At 70.1% G+C, this 17509-nt stretch carries 15 protein-coding genes; 4 read left to right on the top strand and 11 right to left on the bottom strand.

Features of this window, described 5'->3' with window-relative positions; all coding sequences use genetic code 11:
• The first annotated feature begins 10 nt into the window (after positions 1-10).
• The gene (locus tag ACLQ2N_RS28570) at positions 11-1510 is read left to right on the top strand and encodes an alpha-N-arabinofuranosidase (RefSeq protein WP_425817356.1); all 1500 of its coding nucleotides are present in this window, start codon (positions 11-13) and stop codon (positions 1508-1510) included.
• Complete coding sequence (locus tag ACLQ2N_RS28565) at positions 1507-3303, top strand: CocE/NonD family hydrolase (protein ID WP_425817354.1); 1797 nt, start codon at positions 1507-1509, stop codon at positions 3301-3303. The genes ACLQ2N_RS28570 and ACLQ2N_RS28565 overlap by 4 nt, the downstream gene beginning before the upstream one ends.
• A gap of 29 nt (positions 3304-3332) precedes the next feature.
• Here the strand turns inward: ACLQ2N_RS28565 and ACLQ2N_RS28560 are convergent, their stop codons facing one another.
• The 3 genes from ACLQ2N_RS28560 to ACLQ2N_RS28550 form a co-directional block, all read right to left on the bottom strand.
• Positions 3333-4394 (bottom strand): LacI family DNA-binding transcriptional regulator, encoded by a 1062-nt coding sequence (locus tag ACLQ2N_RS28560; protein WP_425817352.1) that lies wholly within the window; start codon positions 4392-4394, stop codon positions 3333-3335.
• Between the two features lie 108 nt (positions 4395-4502).
• On the bottom strand, positions 4503-6041 hold the full coding sequence (locus tag ACLQ2N_RS28555) for a glycoside hydrolase family 43 protein (RefSeq protein ID WP_425817350.1): 1539 nt from the start codon (positions 6039-6041) through the stop codon (positions 4503-4505).
• 158 nt (positions 6042-6199) lie between these two features.
• Entirely contained in the window at positions 6200-7660 is a 1461-nt protein-coding gene (locus ACLQ2N_RS28550) for an endo-1,4-beta-xylanase (protein WP_425817348.1), read from the bottom strand.
• 304 nt (positions 7661-7964) lie between these two features.
• On the opposite strand from ACLQ2N_RS28550, the gene ACLQ2N_RS28545 reads away from it, so the two are divergent.
• The gene (locus tag ACLQ2N_RS28545; protein ID WP_425817346.1) at positions 7965-9437 is read left to right on the top strand and encodes a non-reducing end alpha-L-arabinofuranosidase family hydrolase; all 1473 of its coding nucleotides are present in this window, start codon (positions 7965-7967) and stop codon (positions 9435-9437) included.
• 49 nt (positions 9438-9486) lie between these two features.
• Here the strand turns inward: ACLQ2N_RS28545 and ACLQ2N_RS28540 are convergent, their stop codons facing one another.
• The 8 genes from ACLQ2N_RS28540 to ACLQ2N_RS28505 all read right to left on the bottom strand — a co-directional run bounded on the left by ACLQ2N_RS28540 (position 9487) and on the right by ACLQ2N_RS28505 (position 16320).
• Positions 9487-11145, bottom strand: a complete 1659-nt coding sequence (locus ACLQ2N_RS28540) for a catalase (protein WP_425817344.1) — start codon at positions 11143-11145, stop codon at positions 9487-9489.
• Positions 11146-11299: 154 nt separating this feature from the next.
• Positions 11300-11545, bottom strand: coding sequence for a DUF6480 family protein (locus tag ACLQ2N_RS28535; RefSeq protein WP_425817342.1), 246 nt, complete (start codon positions 11543-11545; stop codon positions 11300-11302).
• Between the two features lie 112 nt (positions 11546-11657).
• Positions 11658-11924 (bottom strand): DUF4235 domain-containing protein, encoded by a 267-nt coding sequence (locus tag ACLQ2N_RS28530; protein ID WP_425817340.1) that lies wholly within the window; start codon positions 11922-11924, stop codon positions 11658-11660.
• Complete coding sequence (locus ACLQ2N_RS28525; protein WP_425817338.1) at positions 11921-12388, bottom strand: DUF3618 domain-containing protein; 468 nt, start codon at positions 12386-12388, stop codon at positions 11921-11923. Before ACLQ2N_RS28525 ends, ACLQ2N_RS28530 begins: the two co-directional genes overlap by 4 nt.
• On the bottom strand, positions 12385-12798 hold the full coding sequence (locus tag ACLQ2N_RS28520; protein ID WP_425817336.1) for a phage holin family protein: 414 nt from the start codon (positions 12796-12798) through the stop codon (positions 12385-12387). The genes ACLQ2N_RS28525 and ACLQ2N_RS28520 overlap by 4 nt, the downstream gene beginning before the upstream one ends.
• Before the next feature lie 120 nt (positions 12799-12918).
• The gene (locus ACLQ2N_RS28515) at positions 12919-13968 is read right to left on the bottom strand and encodes a YihY/virulence factor BrkB family protein (protein ID WP_425817334.1); all 1050 of its coding nucleotides are present in this window, start codon (positions 13966-13968) and stop codon (positions 12919-12921) included.
• A 99-nt stretch (positions 13969-14067) separates the two neighbouring features.
• Positions 14068-15627, bottom strand: coding sequence for a pectate lyase family protein (locus ACLQ2N_RS28510; RefSeq protein ID WP_425817332.1), 1560 nt, complete (start codon positions 15625-15627; stop codon positions 14068-14070).
• A gap of 207 nt (positions 15628-15834) precedes the next feature.
• Entirely contained in the window at positions 15835-16320 is a 486-nt protein-coding gene (locus tag ACLQ2N_RS28505) for a DUF3592 domain-containing protein (protein WP_425817330.1), read from the bottom strand.
• Between the two features lie 264 nt (positions 16321-16584).
• On the opposite strand from ACLQ2N_RS28505, the gene ACLQ2N_RS28500 reads away from it, so the two are divergent.
• The gene (locus ACLQ2N_RS28500) at positions 16585-17499 is read left to right on the top strand and encodes an AurF N-oxygenase family protein (RefSeq protein WP_425817328.1); all 915 of its coding nucleotides are present in this window, start codon (positions 16585-16587) and stop codon (positions 17497-17499) included.
• Positions 17500-17509 lie beyond the last annotated feature (10 nt).

Here is a 17509-nt window from a genome sequence, read left to right as displayed (position 1 = left end):
GACCGCCGCATTGCCCCGCGCCCACATAGAACTCGACAGGCAGGCCGTCATCGCCCCTGTCCAGCGCCGCACCTTCGGCTCGTTCGTCGAGCACCTCGGCCGTTGCGTGTACACCGGTCTCTACGAGCCGGGCCACCCGAGCGCGAACGCGGACGGGTTCCGCATGGACGTCGTCGATCTCGTCCGGGAACTCGGCAGCACGACCATCCGCTACCCGGGCGGCAATTTCGTCTCCGGGTTCCGCTGGGAGGACTCCGTCGGCCCGCGCGAGAAACGGCCGGTGCGCCGCGACCTCGCCTGGCGTTCACTCGAATCCAACCAGGTCGGTCTGGACGAGTTCGCCAGATGGCTCAGGCTCACCGACTCCGAGTTGATGCTGGCCGTCAACGTCGCCACCCGGGGCATCCTGCCCGCACTCGACCTGCTCGAGTACGCCAACCACCCGTCGGGCACGACGTTGTCGGACCTGCGCGTCGCCCATGGCACTCCACAACCGCACGACGTGCGCATGTGGTGCCTCGGCAACGAGATGGACGGACCCTGGCAGACCGGGTTCATGACGGCGGACGATTACGGCAAGCTGGCCGCCCGCACCGCCGCAGCCATGAAGCGGGCCGACAAGGACCTCGAACTCGTCGTCTGCGGCTCCTCCGGATCGGCCATGCCGACCTTCGGCGACTGGGAACGCACCGTACTGGAGCACAGCTACGACCACGTCGACTACGTCTCCTGCCACGCGTACTACCAGGAGCACGACGGCGACCTCGGCTCCTTCCTCGCCTCGGCGACCGACATGGACTACTTCATCGACACCGTCGTCGCGACCGCCGACCACGTGGGGCACAAGAAGCGCTCGTCCAAGAAGATCGACGTCTCCTTCGACGAGTGGAACGTCTGGTATCTCAAGGAGCACCAGGAATCCGACAAGATCCACGCCGAGTGGCAGCATGCGCCGCGCCTCCTGGAGGACACCTACACCGTTGCGGACGCCGTGGTCGTCGGCAACCTGCTGATGACACTTCTGCGCCGCAGCGACCGTGTCACCTCGGCATCCCTGGCCCAGCTCGTCAACGTGATCGCACCGATCATGACGGAGCCCGGCGGCCCGGCCTGGCGGCAGACGACCTTCTATCCGTTCTCGATCACGAGCCGGCTGGCCAGTGGCGAGGTGCTCCGCCCCCTGATCGACGCGCCGGTGTACGAAACGGCCCGCTACGGTGAGGCATCCGTCATCGACGCCGTCGCGACCGCCGACGAGGACCGGGCCGCGGTCTTCCTCGTCAACCGCGACATCGCGGAGGCGGCCCAGGTCACGGTGGACGTGCGCAGCCTCGGCCGCTCGCGCATCACCGAGGCGGTGACCCTCGCCGACTCGGACGTGTACGCCAAGAACACGCTCGCCCACCGGGACCGGGTGACCCCGGTCGCGAACACCGGCGCGGCGCTCGCCGACGGCCTGCTCACCATCGAGCTGCCGCCGACCTCCTGGACGGCGGTAGCCCTGCGGTGAGCGACGGGACGAGCGCGGCTCGAGGGCGGACCGGCTTCCGGGGCACCGGTCCTGCGGACACACCACCGGGCCCGGTCGCCGAACGCCGCGAGACGGCGTGCACGTTGCGCGACGGGACGCGCCTGCGCACCCTTCTGCTCATTCCGCACGGACCCGGGCCCTGGCCGGCTCTGCTGACCCGCCACCCCTACGACGTCGCCCGTGAGGAGCGCGAGGGAATGCTCGACGTCGAGCGGCTCGCCGCCGCCGGATACCTCGTCGCGCTCCAGGACGTCCGGGGCCGCTTCGGCTCCGAGGGGGTGTTCGTCCCCTGTGCGCAGGAGGTGGTCGACGGCGCGGACACCGTTGCGTGGCTCGCGGCGCTTCCCGAATGCGACGGCACCGTCGGGATGTGGGGCGCTTCCTACGCCTCGGACACCCAGTGCGCCGCCCTGCTCGGAGGCTCACCGGCGCTGCGGGCGATCGCCCCGGCCATGACGCCGGCGATGTCCGCACTCGACGGGTTCCGTTTCCGCGGCGGGGTGCCGGAGATCGGCAGCACCCTGGCGTGGACCCACTACGCGATCGCCCCGGATTTGATCGCGCGTATCGGTTCCGCACAGGAGCGGGAGGCCGAGAGGGAACGGTGGGAGGCGACCGAGCGGGCGGTCACGAACCGTTCCGCGTTCCGGGCGGGGGCCCCGCACACCGGGCAGGACGCGGAGGCGATCGTCGCGTGGGGTCTGGAGCTGCTGCGGGAGCCGCTCGGGTCGGAACGTCATCGCGAAGGGAAGGTCGTCGACCGGATCGACGCGGTCGACGTACCGGTCTTCCTGATCGGCGGATGGTTCGACGTCTTCCTCGGACCGACCCTGGAACTCCACCGGCGGCTGCTGCGCCGTGCGAAGGACACCGGCGGGCCGGCCCCCCGCCTCCTGGTCGGCCCCTGGACGCACGACGACTTCTCGGGCCGCGCCGCCGGAGCGGACTTCGGGCCGGGGGCGTCCGCCGGTGACCTCGGCGGCCGAGGGGACCTCACCACACAGCATCTGCTGTGGTTCGGCGCCACGCTGCGTGCTGCCGCGGCGGACCTGCCGCCGGTGCGGCTGTTCCTCATGGGCGCGAACCGGTGGATCGAACTGGAGGAATTTCCTCCGCCCGGCACGCGGACGCTGGAGCTGTACCTGAACGCGGAAGGCGCGTTGACGACGGAGGCGGCCGGGGCCGGCGAACGGCGACTGACGAGCGATCCGGCGTGCCCCGTGCCCACGTGCGGCGGATCGGTGCTCCTCTTCGGGCCGTTCGGTGCAGGGCCCGCCGATCAGGCACCGGTCGAGGCGCGCCGGGATGTGGTCTCCTGGCGCACCGCGCCGCTCACCGGGGAACTCACCGTGATGGGCGCGGTCCGCGCCGTCGTCCACCTCACGACCACGGGGAGTGACGCGGACGTGATCGTACGACTGTGCGATGAGGGCCCGGACGGCATCAGCCGCGTCGTCACCGACGGGGTGCAGCGCGGGTCGGCGCGGTCCGTGGACCCGGTCACGGGCGTGGGCGAGAGACGGCCGTTGGAGCCGGGCCGGGATCACGAGTTCGTGATCGATCTCTGGTCGACGGCGCACACGTTCCTGCCGGGCCACCGGGTGCGCGTCGACGTCGCGCCGAGTTCGTCTCCGCGCTGGGAGGTCGGACGCAATGTCTTCGACCCGGCCGGGCACGAGCCCGAGCCCGTCGTCGCGGAGTACACGATCCGTCATGGCGCCGCCCGTCCGAGCCGCCTCGTCCTCCAGGTCGTGACCCCTGCGCCGTCCTGACGCGGGACGGGGCCGCCGGCCTGCCCGGGTCAGCGGGGTGGCGGCGCGTCCGCCGGGACGGGACCGGTGGAGGCCCGGAGGACCAGCTCCGTGGCCAGTTCCATGCGTGCCGGTGACCGGGCGGCCCCGTCCTCGCCCCGGGAGAGCTCGATGAGCAGCTTGACCGCGGCGGCGCCCAGCTCCGTACTCGGCTGTCTGACGGTCGTCAGGCCGGGGGTGATGTACTGCGCCTCGGGCAGGTCGTCGAAGCCGATGACGCTGATGTCCTCGGGGATCCGCAGGCCCCGGGCCGCCAGTGCGTCGTAGACGCCCAGCGCCATGGAGTCGGCGCAGGCGAAGATTCCGGTGATCCCCGGATCGCCGTCCAGCAGGGCGTGGGTGGCGGTCACCGCCTTCGCCCGGTTCCACGCGCCGTGGGCCACCGAAACCGTGGCGGTGCCGGCCGCCGTGGTGTCGGCGGCCGCACGGAAGCCGTCGACGCGCGCCCTGCTGAAGAGGTGGCGGGCGTGTCCCGCGACCACTCCCATCCGTTCGTGCCCGAGCGACAGCAGGTGTTCGCCGGCCATGCGGCCGCCTTCCCAGTTGGCCACTCCGACGCTCGCCACCCCGGAGGGGGGTGTGCTCATGGGGTCGATCAGTACGACGGGAACGCCCGCGGCGAAAAGTGCGCCGAACTGCTGTGACGCGGGATCGACCAGCGTGCCTATCACACCGATGGTGCGCCTCCGCAGCAACCGTGACACCCAGTCGCCCTGCGGCTGCGCGAGGGTCAGGACGACGTCGAGCCCCGCTGCCGCCGCTTCCCGTCCGACACCGGCTATCAGCAGGTTCGCCCACGATCCCTCGAAGTGGGTGACCACCAGGTCGAGCACCTGGGACAGACCGCCGCTCTCGTCCCGCCCCTTCTCACTCTTGGCCCCGGCCCTGCGGGTGTAGCCGACGGCCTGCACGGCTTCCATGACCTTCGCGCGGGTCTCCGCCGAGACGTCCGTTCCGCCTCGCAGCACCTTGGACACCGTGGGAACGCTCGTACCTGCGGTCTTGGCCACCAGGGACAAGGTGGGGCGCGATCCGGCTGGTCGAGGCGGCATGGGAAAAGGTTAGCCCAACCGGCCAGGGGGCCTTTCGCGGGCCGAACGGCGCTCAGGGCGGGCGTTCCGCGCACCGGCACATCTCAGAGTGCGGCGTCCGCGCGCGGGCTATACGGACGGCCGCGCGTCCGCCGGGACGTACTCGAACCAGTCGAACGCGACCGAGCCCCGTGTGGCGTACATGCCGATCACCCGGCCGGTGAAGCCACAGGCGACCTCGGTGGACAGGTAGCGCCCGTCCAGCTCGGCGAGGGGCAGGGCGTCCGGCGCTTCGGGATCGCCGAGCCAGAAGGCGATGGTGTCGGGGCCCGTGGTGCCGCCGTCCGTGAGGTGGGGCGACGCGGGCACGAGGTCGTGGGTGCGGATCGTCACGGTGAGGCGCAGCGGTCCGGCGGTGGCCGGCCTGCGGGCCACGGTCTGGCGCAGGGGTCCGATGCGGGCGACGACAAAGACCTCGCCGTCCCCGGCCTCCACCTCGTAGTGGTGGGCCTCGTCCAGGCGCACGCCGAGACCGCCGCGGCCCGTGCCGGGGTCGATCAGGGCGGTGACCCGGCAGTCGTGGTGCTGCTGGCGACGGCCGACGAAAGTGTACCCGGGACGGTCGAGGGTGGGACCGGTGGCCCTGAGGACGAGCAGGCCGGGGCGCTCGTCGAGCGACCAGGATGTCCGGGGGCGGGCGAACGGCGAGATCCAGTGCGGCGCGAGAGCGGGCTCGTCGAAGTCGTCGCGGGCGGGCAGGGCGGGGACGGGGTGCCAGGCGCCGCCCGGCGCCACGTGGCGCTCGGGGACGGGGGCGACCACGGGCCAGCCCTCGTCGTCCCAGTCCACGGGCGTCAGGTACGTCTCCCGGCCGAGCACGTGCACGTCGGGGGTGAAGCCACGTGGGCGGACGCCGAGGAGCACCATCCACCAACTGCCGTCAGGCGCCTGTACGAGGTCCCCGTGGCCGGTGTTCTGGATGGGGCGGCCGGTCCCGCTGTGGGACAGCAGCGGGTTGGCGGGTGCGCCCTCCCAGGGACCGCGCGGCGAGCGGCTGCGGGCGATGGACACGCTGTGGCCGCGTTCGGTGCCGCCTTCCGCGATCAGCAGGTACCACCAGCCGCCGATGCGGTAGAGGTGGGGTGCCTCGGGGAACTTGAGACCGCTGCCCGACCACGTGGGGAGGGGCCCCTCCAGCACCTCGCCCGTGGCCGGGTCGATCCTGGCCATGTTGATGCCCCCGGCGGGACCGGAGAAGGCGCACCAGCAGGTGCCGTCCTCCTCCCACGCGAGGTCGGGGTCGATCCCGGTCAGGTTGATCCACACGGGGTCGCTCCACGGCCCCTCGGGCCGCTCGGCGGAGACGACGAAGTTGCCGCCGCCGTCGACATTGGTGTTGACGACCCAGTAGCGGCCCCCGTGGTGGCGGATGGTGGGGGCGTACAGGCCTCCGGATGCCTTGGCTCCGGGGAGGGGCAACGGCAGTTGACCGGGCCGGTCGAGCACGTTGCCGATGTGCTCCCAGTGCACGAGGTCCTTGCTGTGGTGGAGCGGCAGCCCGGGGAAGTACTCGAAGCTGGAGCACACCAGGTAGTAGTCGTCGCCGACCCGGCAGACGCTCGGATCGGGGTGGAACCCGCTGATGACCGGGTTGTGGTACGTGTGCACGGGAAGGTCTCCCCTTCGGCTGCTCCGGGCGGGGCCGGGTTCTCGCTCGTCCGTCGGTTTCACGAAGCCGGAGCCGCGCGGGCCGCCGCCGTGACGGCGGCGGCCCTCCGGACGGTCAGCGCTGTCCCGGCCGGGGAGGAGGACAGCGGCGGACCGTGTCAGGACGACAGCGTCCAGCGCTGGTTGCTGCCGTTCGCGCAGGAGTAGAGCTGGAGTTGAGTGCCGTTGGCGGTGCCGGCTCCCACGGCGTCGAGGCAGAGTCCGGACTGGACGCCGACGATGGTCCCGTCGGAGTTGAGGCGCCACTTCTGGTTGTCGCCGCCCCAGCAGCTGTAGATCTGGATCTTGGAGCCGTTGCCGCTGCCCGCGGCGTCCAGGCACTTGTTGCCGTAGACCCGCAGCTCACCGGCGGCGGTCTGCTCCCACTTCTGGTTGGTGGCGGTGTGGCAGTCGTACAGCTGGACCGCGGTGCCGTCCGACGTAGCGGAGTTGGGCACGTCCACGCAGCGGCCGGAGCCGACGCCCTTGAGCTGCCCGCTCTGTCCGCCCTCCTCGCCGCCGTCACCGTCACCGGGATCGGTGGACGAGCCGCTGTTGAGCGCGTTCAGGACGGAGGTGTAGGCGGCCTTCTTGCTGCCGTCGTTGTTGAACAGCAGCGGTGTGTCGCTCGACCGCCAGGAGTCGCTGTCGCGCACGCCCCATACGGTGATGCCGAGGCAGCGCGAGACGGCCAGGCAGTCGTTGACGACGCTGGCGTAGGTCGAGCCCGAGGCCCCCTGGATGTCGAGTTCGGTGATGGCGACGTCCACGCCGAGGGCGGCGAAGTTCTGCAGGGTGGTGCGGAAGTTGCTGTTGTACGGGCTGCCGCTGTTGAAGTGCGACTGGAAGCCGACGCAGTCGATCGGCACGCCGCGCTGCTTGAAGTCCTTGACCATGTTGTACATCGCCTGGGTCTTCGCCCAGGTCCAGTTCTCGACGTTGTAGTCGTTGTAGCAGAGCTTGGCGCTCGGGTCGGCGGCACGCGCGGTGCGGAAGGCCACCTCGATCCAGTCGTTGCCGGTGCGCTGCAGGTTGGAGTCCCGGCGGGCGCCCGAACTACCGTCCGCGAAGGCCTCGTTGACGACGTCCCACTGGGCGATCTTGCCCTTGTAGTGGCCCATCACCCCGTTGATGTGGTCGATCATCGCCTGGCGCAGCGAGCTGCCGCTGAGGCTCTGCATCCAGCCGGGCTGCTGGGAGTACCAGGCCAGGGTGTGGCCGCGCACCTTCTTGCCGTTCTGCACCGCCCAGTCGTACACACGGTCGGCCGAGCTGAAGTTGAACTGACCGCGCTGGGGCTCGGTCGCGTCGATCTTCATCTCGTTCTCGGCGGTCACCATGTTGAACTCGCGGGAGGCGATGGAGGTGTACGCCGAGTCGCCGAGCCTGCCCGAGGCGATGGCGGTGCCGAAGTAGCGCCCGCTCTGCGCAGCGGCGGCGCCGAGCGTGTTCTCGGCGGCGTGCGCGCCCGACGGTGCGACCAGCGCGGCGGACGCGCCCAGGACGCCGACGAGCAGCGCCGGGAGCAGGGCGCGCAGTGGCCGGCTGAGAGCGGATCTCGGAAGGGCGTAGAAGCCCATGGCTGTGCCTCCTCGGTAGGGGGATCCCGGTAGGACCGGAGCGCGGCGGGCCGCGTGGCCCGCTCAGGAACGGATGATTGAGGGTTTGACAGTGGATCGTCAATACTTCGTACCAAGAATGTTTCCGATCCAGCTCCGAAATATTTCGAAACGGCCGAAGTCGAGCTTTCGGCAAGGGATTCCGCCGAACACCTTGACTGTGAGCGCTAACATTTCTAGCTTGTGGCACCACATGCCGGGCCCCGCTCGAAATATTTCGGCGCTGCCCGTGCCCCTCGCATCCCTGCTCCCAGGAGGACCCCAGATGCGCTTTCGCCTTCCGTTTCCCTTCCGTCGAGGACGCCTGCTCGCCGTCCTGGCGCCCTTGTTGCTCGTCGCCGCTTTCCTCGGCGCCGAGCCCGCGGCGGCCGCGACCGTCGACTCCAACGCCTCGTACGTCCTGGTCAACCGCAGCAGCGGCAAGGCGCTGGACGTCTACAATCTGGCGACCGGTGACGGTGCCCGCATCACCCAGTGGTCCCGCAACGACCAGGCCCAGCAGCAGTGGCAGTTCGTCGACTCCGGGGACGGCTACTACCGCGTCAGGTCCCGCCACTCGGGCAAGGTGCTGGACGTCTACAACTGGTCGACCGCGAACGGCGGCTCGATCGTGCAGTGGACCGACCTGAACGCCACCAACCAGCAGTGGCGGCTGGCCGACAGCAGTGACGGCTACGTGCGGCTGATCTCGCGCCTCAGCGGCAAGGCCCTCGAAGTGCAGGGTGCCTCCGCCGCCGACGGCGCGAACATCGTCCAGTACGACGACTGGGGCGGCGCCAACCAGCAGTGGAAGCTGGTGAAGGTCGGCGACGAGAACCCCGGCACCGGCACGTGCGAGCTCCCGTCCTCCTACCGCTGGAGCTCGACGGGCGCGCTGGCGCAGCCGAGGTCGGGATGGGCCTCGCTGAAGGACTTCACCGTCGTCCCGTACAACGGCAAGCAGCTCGTCTACGCCACGACGCACGACCTTGGATCGAGCTGGGGGTCCATGAACTTCACTCCGTTCACCAACTGGTCGGACATGGCGTCGGCCGGGCAGAACGCGATGTCCTCCGGGACCGTCGCACCCACGCTCTTCTACTTCGCGCCGAAGAACATCTGGGTCCTCACCTACCAGTGGGGCGCGACCGCCTTCTCGTACCGGACGTCGAACGACCCCACCAACGCGAACGGCTGGTCGGCCCCGCAGACTCTCTTCTCCGGGAGCATCAGCGGCTCCGGCACGGGACCGATCGACCAGACACTCATCGGGGACGGTACGAACATGTACCTGTTCTTCGCCGGTGACAACGGCAAGATCTACCGGGCGAGCATGCCGATCGGAAACTTCCCGGGCAGCTTCGGGACGTCCTCGACCGTGGTCATGAGCGACACCACGAACAACCTGTTCGAGGCCCCGCAGGTCTACAAGCTCCAGGGCCAGAACCGCTACCTCATGATGGTCGAGGCGATCGGCTCCCAGGGCCGATACTTCCGTTCCTTCACGGCCACCAGCCTGGGCGGCACGTGGACGCCGCAGGCCGCGACCGAGAGCAACCCCTTCGCCGGCAAGGCCAACAGCGGTGCCACCTGGACCAACGACATCAGCCACGGCGAACTGATCCGCACCGGCCCCGACCAGACCATGACCGTCGACCCCTGCAACCTGCAGCTGCTCTACCAGGGCCGCAGCCCCCAGTCCGGCGGTGACTACGGTCTCCTGCCCTACCGCCCCGGTCTGCTGACGCTGAAGCGCTGACGGCACCGGGCCGGCCCTCCCGCGCGGCCGCGCGGGAGGGCCGGTCGCGTCATCGGGTGACGACGTGGCGTTCGTCGGGAACGCAGTGGGTCATCGTCAGACCGGTGACGTCGCGCGGCGGGTTGTCTCCGAGGCGGGACAGGCGCTGCCGGTCCTCGTCGGTGAGGGTCTGGCCGGGCAGCGGCTCCAGGCCCTTGACGTCCGCGGGGGTGATGCGGAGACCCTCGCCGATCTTGAGGCCCAGTTCGTTCTCCACGAGCAGGAAGTGCCAGACCATCCGCTCCTGGACCGGCCGGTCGCACTGCGCGAGCAGGTTCACGAGATTGTGCACGAGGTCGTCGCGCTCCCACCGCTCCATCAGGAGGTAGCGCTGCCCGGCCTGGAGGTAGTCGTTGGTCCGGGGGATGCGCTTGCGCGTGAGCCGGCCGCGTACCTCCGGTCCCACCTCGTCGTGCGCGGGAGACTGCGCCTCACGCAGACCGCCCGTGATGGACGGCTCGTAATTGACGATCGGGTTCCCACCGCCACCGTCCACGTGGTAGGTCATCAGGCCGTCGCGCTGGTTGGTGCGCACGGTGGCGTTCTTGGCCTGGTTGACCGGCAGTTGCAGGTAGTTGGGCCCGACGCGGTAGCGCTGGGTGTCGCTGTACGAGAAGGTGCGGCCCACCAGCATCTTGTCGTCGGAGAAGTCGAGCCCGTCCACCAGCACACCGGTGCCGAAGGAGATCTGGTCGTTCTCCGCGAAGTAGTTCTCCGGCATCCGGTCGAGGACCATCCGGCCGACCGCCCTGGGCGGGAAGTCCTGCTCGGGCCAGGTCTTGGTGTCGTCCAGCGGGTCGAAGTCCAGCTCCGGATGGTCGTGGTCGTCCATCAGCTGGACGAGCAGCTCCCACTCCGGGTGGGCTCCGCGGCCCACCGCCTCGTACAGGTCCTTCGTGGCGTGGCCGAGGCTGTCGGCCTGTACGTTGGCCGCGTCCTCCTCGGTCATGCTGCGCACGCCCGCCTTGGGCATCCAGTGGTACTTCACGAGGAACGACTCGCCGGCCTCGTTGACCCACTTGTACGTGTTGACGCCGAAGCCCTGCATATGGCGGTAGTCCGCCGGGATGCCGCGCGGGCTGAACAGGTTGACCAGCATGTGCATCGACTCGGGCGTCTGCGACATGAAGTCGAAGATGCGCCGCGGCTGCTGCTCGAACGTGACGGGGTCCGGCTTGAGCGCGTGGATCACGTCGGGGAACTTGATCGCGTCCCGGATGAAGAAGATCCCCAGGTTGTTTCCGACGAGATCCCAGTTGCCGTCCTCCGTGTAGAACTTCACCGCGAAGCCGCGCGGATCGCGCGCCGCCTCCGAGGAGTCGCGGCCGCCGATGACGGTCGAGAAGCGTACGGCGACATCCGTGCGCTTGCCGCGCTCCTGGAAGAGCTTGGCGCGGGTGAAGCGGGCGATGGGCTCGTCGCCGAAGGCGCCGTACGCCTCGAACCAGCCGTACGCGGTCACACCCCGGGCGTGCACGACGCGCTCGGGGATGCGCTCGCGGTCGAAGTGGCTGATCTTCTCCAGGAACTGGTAGTTCTCCAGCGTGGCCGGGCCGCGGGCGCCGACGGTGCGCTGGTTCTGGTTGTCGTGGACGGGGTGGCCCTGCCGGTTGGTGAGCGTCTCCCGCCCGTTCCCGGCTGCGGGGCCGCTGTTCGATACGTCCGTCACGTGCGTCGACTCCTTCGGAACGTGTACGTATGCGCCTTTTCATCAAGTTATGCGAGGTCGACGCACCCGGCAGGGCGGGCCGCCGTGCGGGCGCGCGGGCACGGCCTCCCCGCACCGGGCGGGTTCGGCCGTTCGGGTCACCCCTCCTCCCGCGTCAGAGCAGCAGGATGATCGCGTACACCAGGAAGAACGCCGCGACGAGAAGCGTCACGACGATGATCATCGCCATCGGGGCCTTCGCCCAGCCCTTCGGCGGGTTGTACGTGGTGTCCTGGGGCCCCGCCCCCGACATGCTGCCCTCGCCGGGCGGGGTCTCTCCGGGCGGCACTCCGCCGCCGGGCTCCAGTCCTGTGGTCTCGCGGGGTTCCGGATCCGGGTCCGGGGTCTGCGAAGGAGTCATGTGGTCCACGTTCCCCGAAGACCGCCGGCTTCGCCCGCCCACGGCCCGCGGACGCGGAGGGGGCCGGCGCCCGTGGCACGGCGCCGGCCCCCTCCGCTCGCGCTGCGCCGCGTCAGCCGGGCCAGTTCCCCGTCAGGCGGCGGGCGGTCACCGCGCCGGAACGCTCTATCGCCGCCTTGACCACGGCGAAGATCGCGCCCTGGATGGCCGCGGCGAGCAGGATCTCCTTCCAGCGGCGGTCCTCGTCCATGGCGTCCGGGGCGTCGCCCTCGCCCTCGATGGCCTTCCAGACCTGCTTGAACGCCATGCCGGCGATCATGCCGCCCGCGGCGCCCAGGACGAGCCCGACCGGCTTGTAGGCGATCTTCGCCGCGTTCACCGGCGGTGCCCCCGGCTGCGGCGGACCAGCATGACCGCGGCGATCAGCGCCCCGGCCGCGAGCAGCGGGGTGCGGTGGGTGCGCGCCGCGGTGGCGGCCTGGCCCGCGGTCTCCCGCAGGGGTTCGGGCGCCTTCTCCGCCGCGTACTGTCCGGCCCTGGCCGCGCTGTCGCGTACGTGGGCGGCGGCTTGCGCCGTCTTCTCCAGGACGGGGACGGGGGTGCGTTCCCTCAGCTTCTGGGCGACCTCGGCCGCCTTGTCGCGTACCTGGCCGGTGGCCAGAGCGGCCTTCTCCGCGGTCTGCTGCTTCACAGCGGCCGTCCTCTCCTTCGCGTGCGCCTTGACGTCGGCCTTGGCGGCCAGCGCCTCGACGGTCATCCCGAGTTCGTCGCGCGTGTTCTCCACCCGCCTGCGCAGGTCCTCGGGTGTGGGGTCCTCGTTGTCCGTCCGGTGTGTGTCGCTCATCGGTGTGCCTTTTCCTTGATCTCTGCCACATCGGCCTTGACGCTGTCGATGGTCTGCTCGGGCACAGGCGTCCCGGCCTCGGTGATCTCACGCTTCCCCACCAGTGCGGCGACGGCGGCCACGGCCGCCAGCACCGCCGTGACGACGAGAGCCGCCGCCCACACCGGCAGGACCGACGCGAGGGCGGCGACGCACGTCGCCACCAGAGCCTGAGCCGTGAGGAAACCCAGCAGGCCGGCAGCTCCGAAGAGGCCGCCGCCCCTGCCGTACCGCTTGCCCTTCCGGGTCATCTCCGCCCGGGCGAGCCGCATCTCCTCCCGGACAAGCTCCGAGATCTGCTGCGAGGCACGCGAGACCAGCACGTTCACCGACTCGTCGGTGGCGCGGGCCTGACGCTCCATCGTGCTCATACGAGGTCACCTGGCCTTCTTTGATCGTCCGATTCGTGGGCCGCGCCCATCCGTCCGGCGCAGCGGTCCGTGTGTCGGTCCCGGCACGGCTACCCTGTGACCGCCCGGATACCGCCCGGTTCATTCCTCCATCCGGCGACGGTCCTCGTCGCTCCAGGCACGGGTGTCGCGCGGGGCGACGTACGGCTCCTCGTCCTCGGGCAGGCCGCCGGCGATCGCGCGGCGGCGGGCCGCCTCGGCGTCGAATTCGAGCCCGAGCAGGATCGCGAGGTTGGTGATCCACAGCCATACGAGGAAGACGACGACGCCCGCGAGAGTGCCGTAGGTCTTGCTGTACGAGGCGAAGTTCGCGACGTAGAACGCGAAGCCGGCGGACGCGGCGAGCCAGATGAGCAGGGCCAGGAGGCTGCCGGGGGTGATCCACCGGAAGCCTCGGCCCTTGGCATTCGGAGCCGCCCAGTACAGGAGCGCGATCATGACGATGACCAGGAGGATCAGGACCGGCCACTTGGCGATGGACCACACGGTCAGGGTGGTGGTGCCGATGCCGAGGGCGGTGCCGGCCTGCCGGGCGAGGGCGCCCGAGAAGACGACGATGAGCGCGCTGACGCAGGCGAGGACCATCAGGGTCGCGGTCAGGGCGAGGCGCAGCGGCAAAATCTTCCAGACCGGGCGGCCCTCGGGCAGGTCGTAGACGGCGTTCGAGGTGCGGATGAACGCGGCGGTGTAACCGGAGGCCGACCAGACGGCGACGGCGAGGCCGACGATCGCCATGACGGAGCCGGCACCGGCGTTGCCCTGGAGCTGGTGCACGGCGTCGGTGAGGATGTCCCGGGCGGAGCCGGGGGCCAGCTTGCGCAGGTTGTCCAGGACCCGCTGGGTGGCGGACTCCCCCGCGATGCCCAGCAGGGAGACCAGCACCAGAAGTGCGGGGAACAGCGACAGGACTCCGTAGTACGTGAGTGCCGCGGCCCGGTCGGCGAGCTCGTCGTCCTTGAACTCCCTCGCGGTGGAGCGCAGAACGGCGAGCCAGGACCGGCCGCTCAGATCGCTGGGCTGGTCGGGTGCCCGTTCCTCGATGTCCTCCCCGGGGCCCACGTCCGGTGGCGGGCCGTCGCCGTCGTGCCGGTGTTCTTCCGTGTCGCGGCCGGGGCGCGGTGTCCGTGTCATACGGGTGCGGGTTGCCCGCCCGGCGTGACTCATGTGTGCGGCTGCCCGGTCCGGGGAGGTCGTGCTCCCGGACCGGGCCGCCTGCCCGCGGTTTCGCCGCTATCCGGCGTACGTCTCGAACTCCGCGACCTTCGGCGCACCACTGGCGCCGGTGATCTCGAAGGTGATCTTGCGCAGCGAGGTGGCCGGGATGCTGATCGCGCCGGCTCCGCTGCCGGTCTTGAGGACCGCGCCGGTGTCGCCGTTCAGCAGCCGCCAGGAGCCGATGACGCCCTGGGCGCCCGCGGCCTCGCGGATGTTGACGGAGGAGACGGTGGTGGCGGAGTCCCACTTGACGGAGACGGAGCCGGTCGAGCCGGAGGGTGACCAGTAGGTGTTCAGGTCACCGTCGCGCACGTTGCCGTAGCTGGTGCCGCTCGCCTTGCTGGTGCCGTCCGAACCCGCGCCGAGGCTGAGGTTGGTGCCGGCGGGCGTGGTCGGGTCGGTCGGGTCCGGCGTCGGGTCGGTCGGGTCCGGGGTGGGGTCGGTCGGGTCCGGCGTCGGGGTCGTGGTGGAGCAGTCGCCGTCCGAGACCTTGAGCCCCTTGCCCGCGCCCGCCGTGCTGGTCACGATGGCCGGCACGCAGGCGGAGTCGTCGAGGGTGTACGCGTACGGGATGCTGATCGAGGTGTTGGACTGCGGGTTCGGGCCGGCCGGGTGGTTCTCCTCGCCGGGCTCGGACCAGGTGACGTTGTCGAAGGTGTTGCCGCTGACCTGCCAGTACCCGGTGGTGTCGGTGTAGAAGGTGCCCAGGACGTCCTTGGAGTCCTTGAAGTAGTTGTTGTCCACCTTGGCGTGGGCGCCGGCCCGGGAGTTGATCCCGGACTTGTTCAGCTTCACGTAGTAGTTGTTGTAGATGTGGGCCGTGCCGCCGCGCAGCAGCGGGGTGCGGGAGTCGACGTTCTCGTACAGGTTGTGGTGGAACGTGACGTAGCCGTTGTCGAGCTGGGTCTCGCTGGACCCGATGAGGCCGCCCCGGCCGGAGTTGCGCAGGGTGCTGTAGGACAGCGTCACGTACTGGGTGTTGTCCTTCATGTCGAAGAGGCCGTCGAACCCGTCGTCCTCGCCGCCGGACGCCTCCAGGGTGGCGTGGTCGACCCAGACGTTGCGGACATCGCTCTCCATGCCGATGGCGTCGCCGCCGTTGGAGGTGGGCGAGCCGGATTTCTTGACGTTCTTGACGGTCACGTTCTGGATGATGATGTTGCTGGACTGGCGAATGTGGATGCCCAGTTGGTCGAAGACGGCCCCGCTGCCGACGCCGACGATGGTGACGTTGCTGATCTGCTTGAGCTCGATGAGACCGGCCGCCGTGTTGCAGCTGTCGCCGGACACCTTGGCGGTGTTGGCGTGGTTGATGGTGCCCTCGACCTCGATGATGATCGGTGTGCTGCTGCTGGCCCGGCCGCACAGGGCCTGGTGGATCTGGGTCCCGGTGGTGGCCCGTACGGTCTGCCCGCCCGCGCCGCCGGTGGTTCCGCCGTTCTGGCTCGCGTAACCGGTGGCGCCGCCCGCGACGGCGGCGGATGCCTCGGGCATCGTCAGGACCGCTCCGGCCGCGGCCGCCAGGGCCATCGTGGACAGTGCCGCAGAAAGTCGCAGCGCGACTGGTCGCCTCATGTTCGTTCCCATTCGTCGGAGAGAGATAGGGAAAGCGCTTTCTGGTTGGCGAGGATAGGGGCGCCGAGACAGGCCGTACAAGGATGTGAACGCGAAAAGATGGCGCTTTCTTGAATTGGGCACGTCAAGATGGGGACGTTCCGGACCCAACCGGGCTTTACGTTGTCAGGGCTCCGTACTTCGGGAGCGAAGGCCCCAGGACGCCGGTCAGAGCACCTCGGCGAGGATCGCGGCCGTCACCAGCGCGAAGGCGCACCCCGACCCGGCCAAGACCTCCCTGGCGCGCCGCACCCCGAAAGTGGGCGCCTGCGCGGTGGCGTCACCCGGGGCGTCCTCCGCGTAGTACACGGTCACGAAGTCGCCCTCCGTCACGTCCAGTCGGCGTCGGCGCTCCTCGAAGGCGACGGTCCGGCCCGACTCCGTACGGAACTCCAGAGTGGGGTGCGACTGGGTGACGGGCACTCCGTCGGCGTCCTGCGTCTCCTCCATGCGGACCTCCGTGCACCGCGCCTCGGCGGTGCGCCCGGCCCACGCGGCCCGCAGCCGGGGGCCTTCCATCTGCCGGTCGAGGCTCCGCGCGAGGCTCACGACAGCGGACGTGGCGATGACGAAGTAGACGACGGCGATGACCATGACGCTCCCCCGGGTCGGCCGGTCCGGGGCCGGCGCCACCGGGCCGCGGTAGACCGCCATGATCCCCCGGCCCCGATCCGCGGACAAGGCCCTGCGGTCGCCCGCCGACGCCGCGCGCACCGGCGCACCGTGGAGAGAACGTGCGAATTTCCTACGCGGGGGTAGTGAGCGCCCGCCTCTTGCTATACCTTCCGTCTAACAGCTTGCTAGACGCCACGTCTAACAAGCGAGGGCGGTGTCCGACGGCCGGCGATCTCATCGGGCCGGTACACGATGAGGGCCGGACGGCGCCGGGGTCGATCTCTCGAGTCAAGGAGCCGCAGCATGGCAAGCAGCACCGTTCGGCCGGAGGACCAGGACCGGGCCGCCGAGCAGGACGTCGCCCGGCGCCTGCTCGATTCGTCCGCGAAGCTCTCGTACGACCCGGCCACCGAAGTGGACTGGGACACCCCTCTGGACACGGACCACCACGGCGCGAGCCCCGAGTGGAGCACGCTCTTCGGCACCGCGTACTGGGGTGAGTTGACGGATGCTCAGCGCAAGGCGCTGACCCGCCAGGAGGCCGCTTCCGTCGCCAGCACCGGAATCTGGTTCGAGATGATCCTCCAGCAGATGGTGCTGCGCGACATGTACGCCAAGGACCCGACCGACCCGCGCTTCCAGTGGGCCCTGACCGAGGTCGCCGACGAGTGCCGGCACTCGATCATGTTCGCCCGGGGCGCGGCGAAGCTGGGCGCACCGGCGTACCGGCCGCGCCGCCCGGTGCTCGAACTGGGCCGCGCCTTCAAGACCCTCGCCTTCGGCGAAGCGGCGTACGCGGCGATCCTCGTGGCGGAGGAGGTGCTCGACGTGATGCAGCGCGACTGGATGCGCGACGAGCGCGTCGCGCCGTTCGTCCGCACGATCAACAACATCCATGTGGTGGAGGAGTCCCGCCACATGAAGTTCGCCCGCGACGAGACCCGCAAGCGCCTGCGCGACGCGGGCCCGGTGCGCCGGCATCTCAACGCGCTCGTCGTCGCCATCGCCTCGTACTACATCGTCACCAGCATGGTGAACCGGGACGTCTACGCGAACGCCGGCCTGGACGGCGACCGGGCGCGGGCCGAGGCGAGGACCAACGAGCACCACAAGTCCCTGATGCGGTCGAGCTGTTCGGGGCTGATGGAGTTCCTGTCATCAGCCGGTCTCCTGACGAAGCCGGCCCTGTTCTTCTACAAGCGCGCCGACCTGATCTGACCCGAGCCGA

Origin of the sequence: Streptomyces sp. DT224 (assembly GCF_049844595.1) — a bacterium.
Taxonomy (GTDB): domain Bacteria; phylum Actinomycetota; class Actinomycetes; order Streptomycetales; family Streptomycetaceae; genus Streptomyces.
Note: the sequence above shows the minus strand (reverse complement) of the source record. Positions and strands in the feature narration are given on the sequence as shown.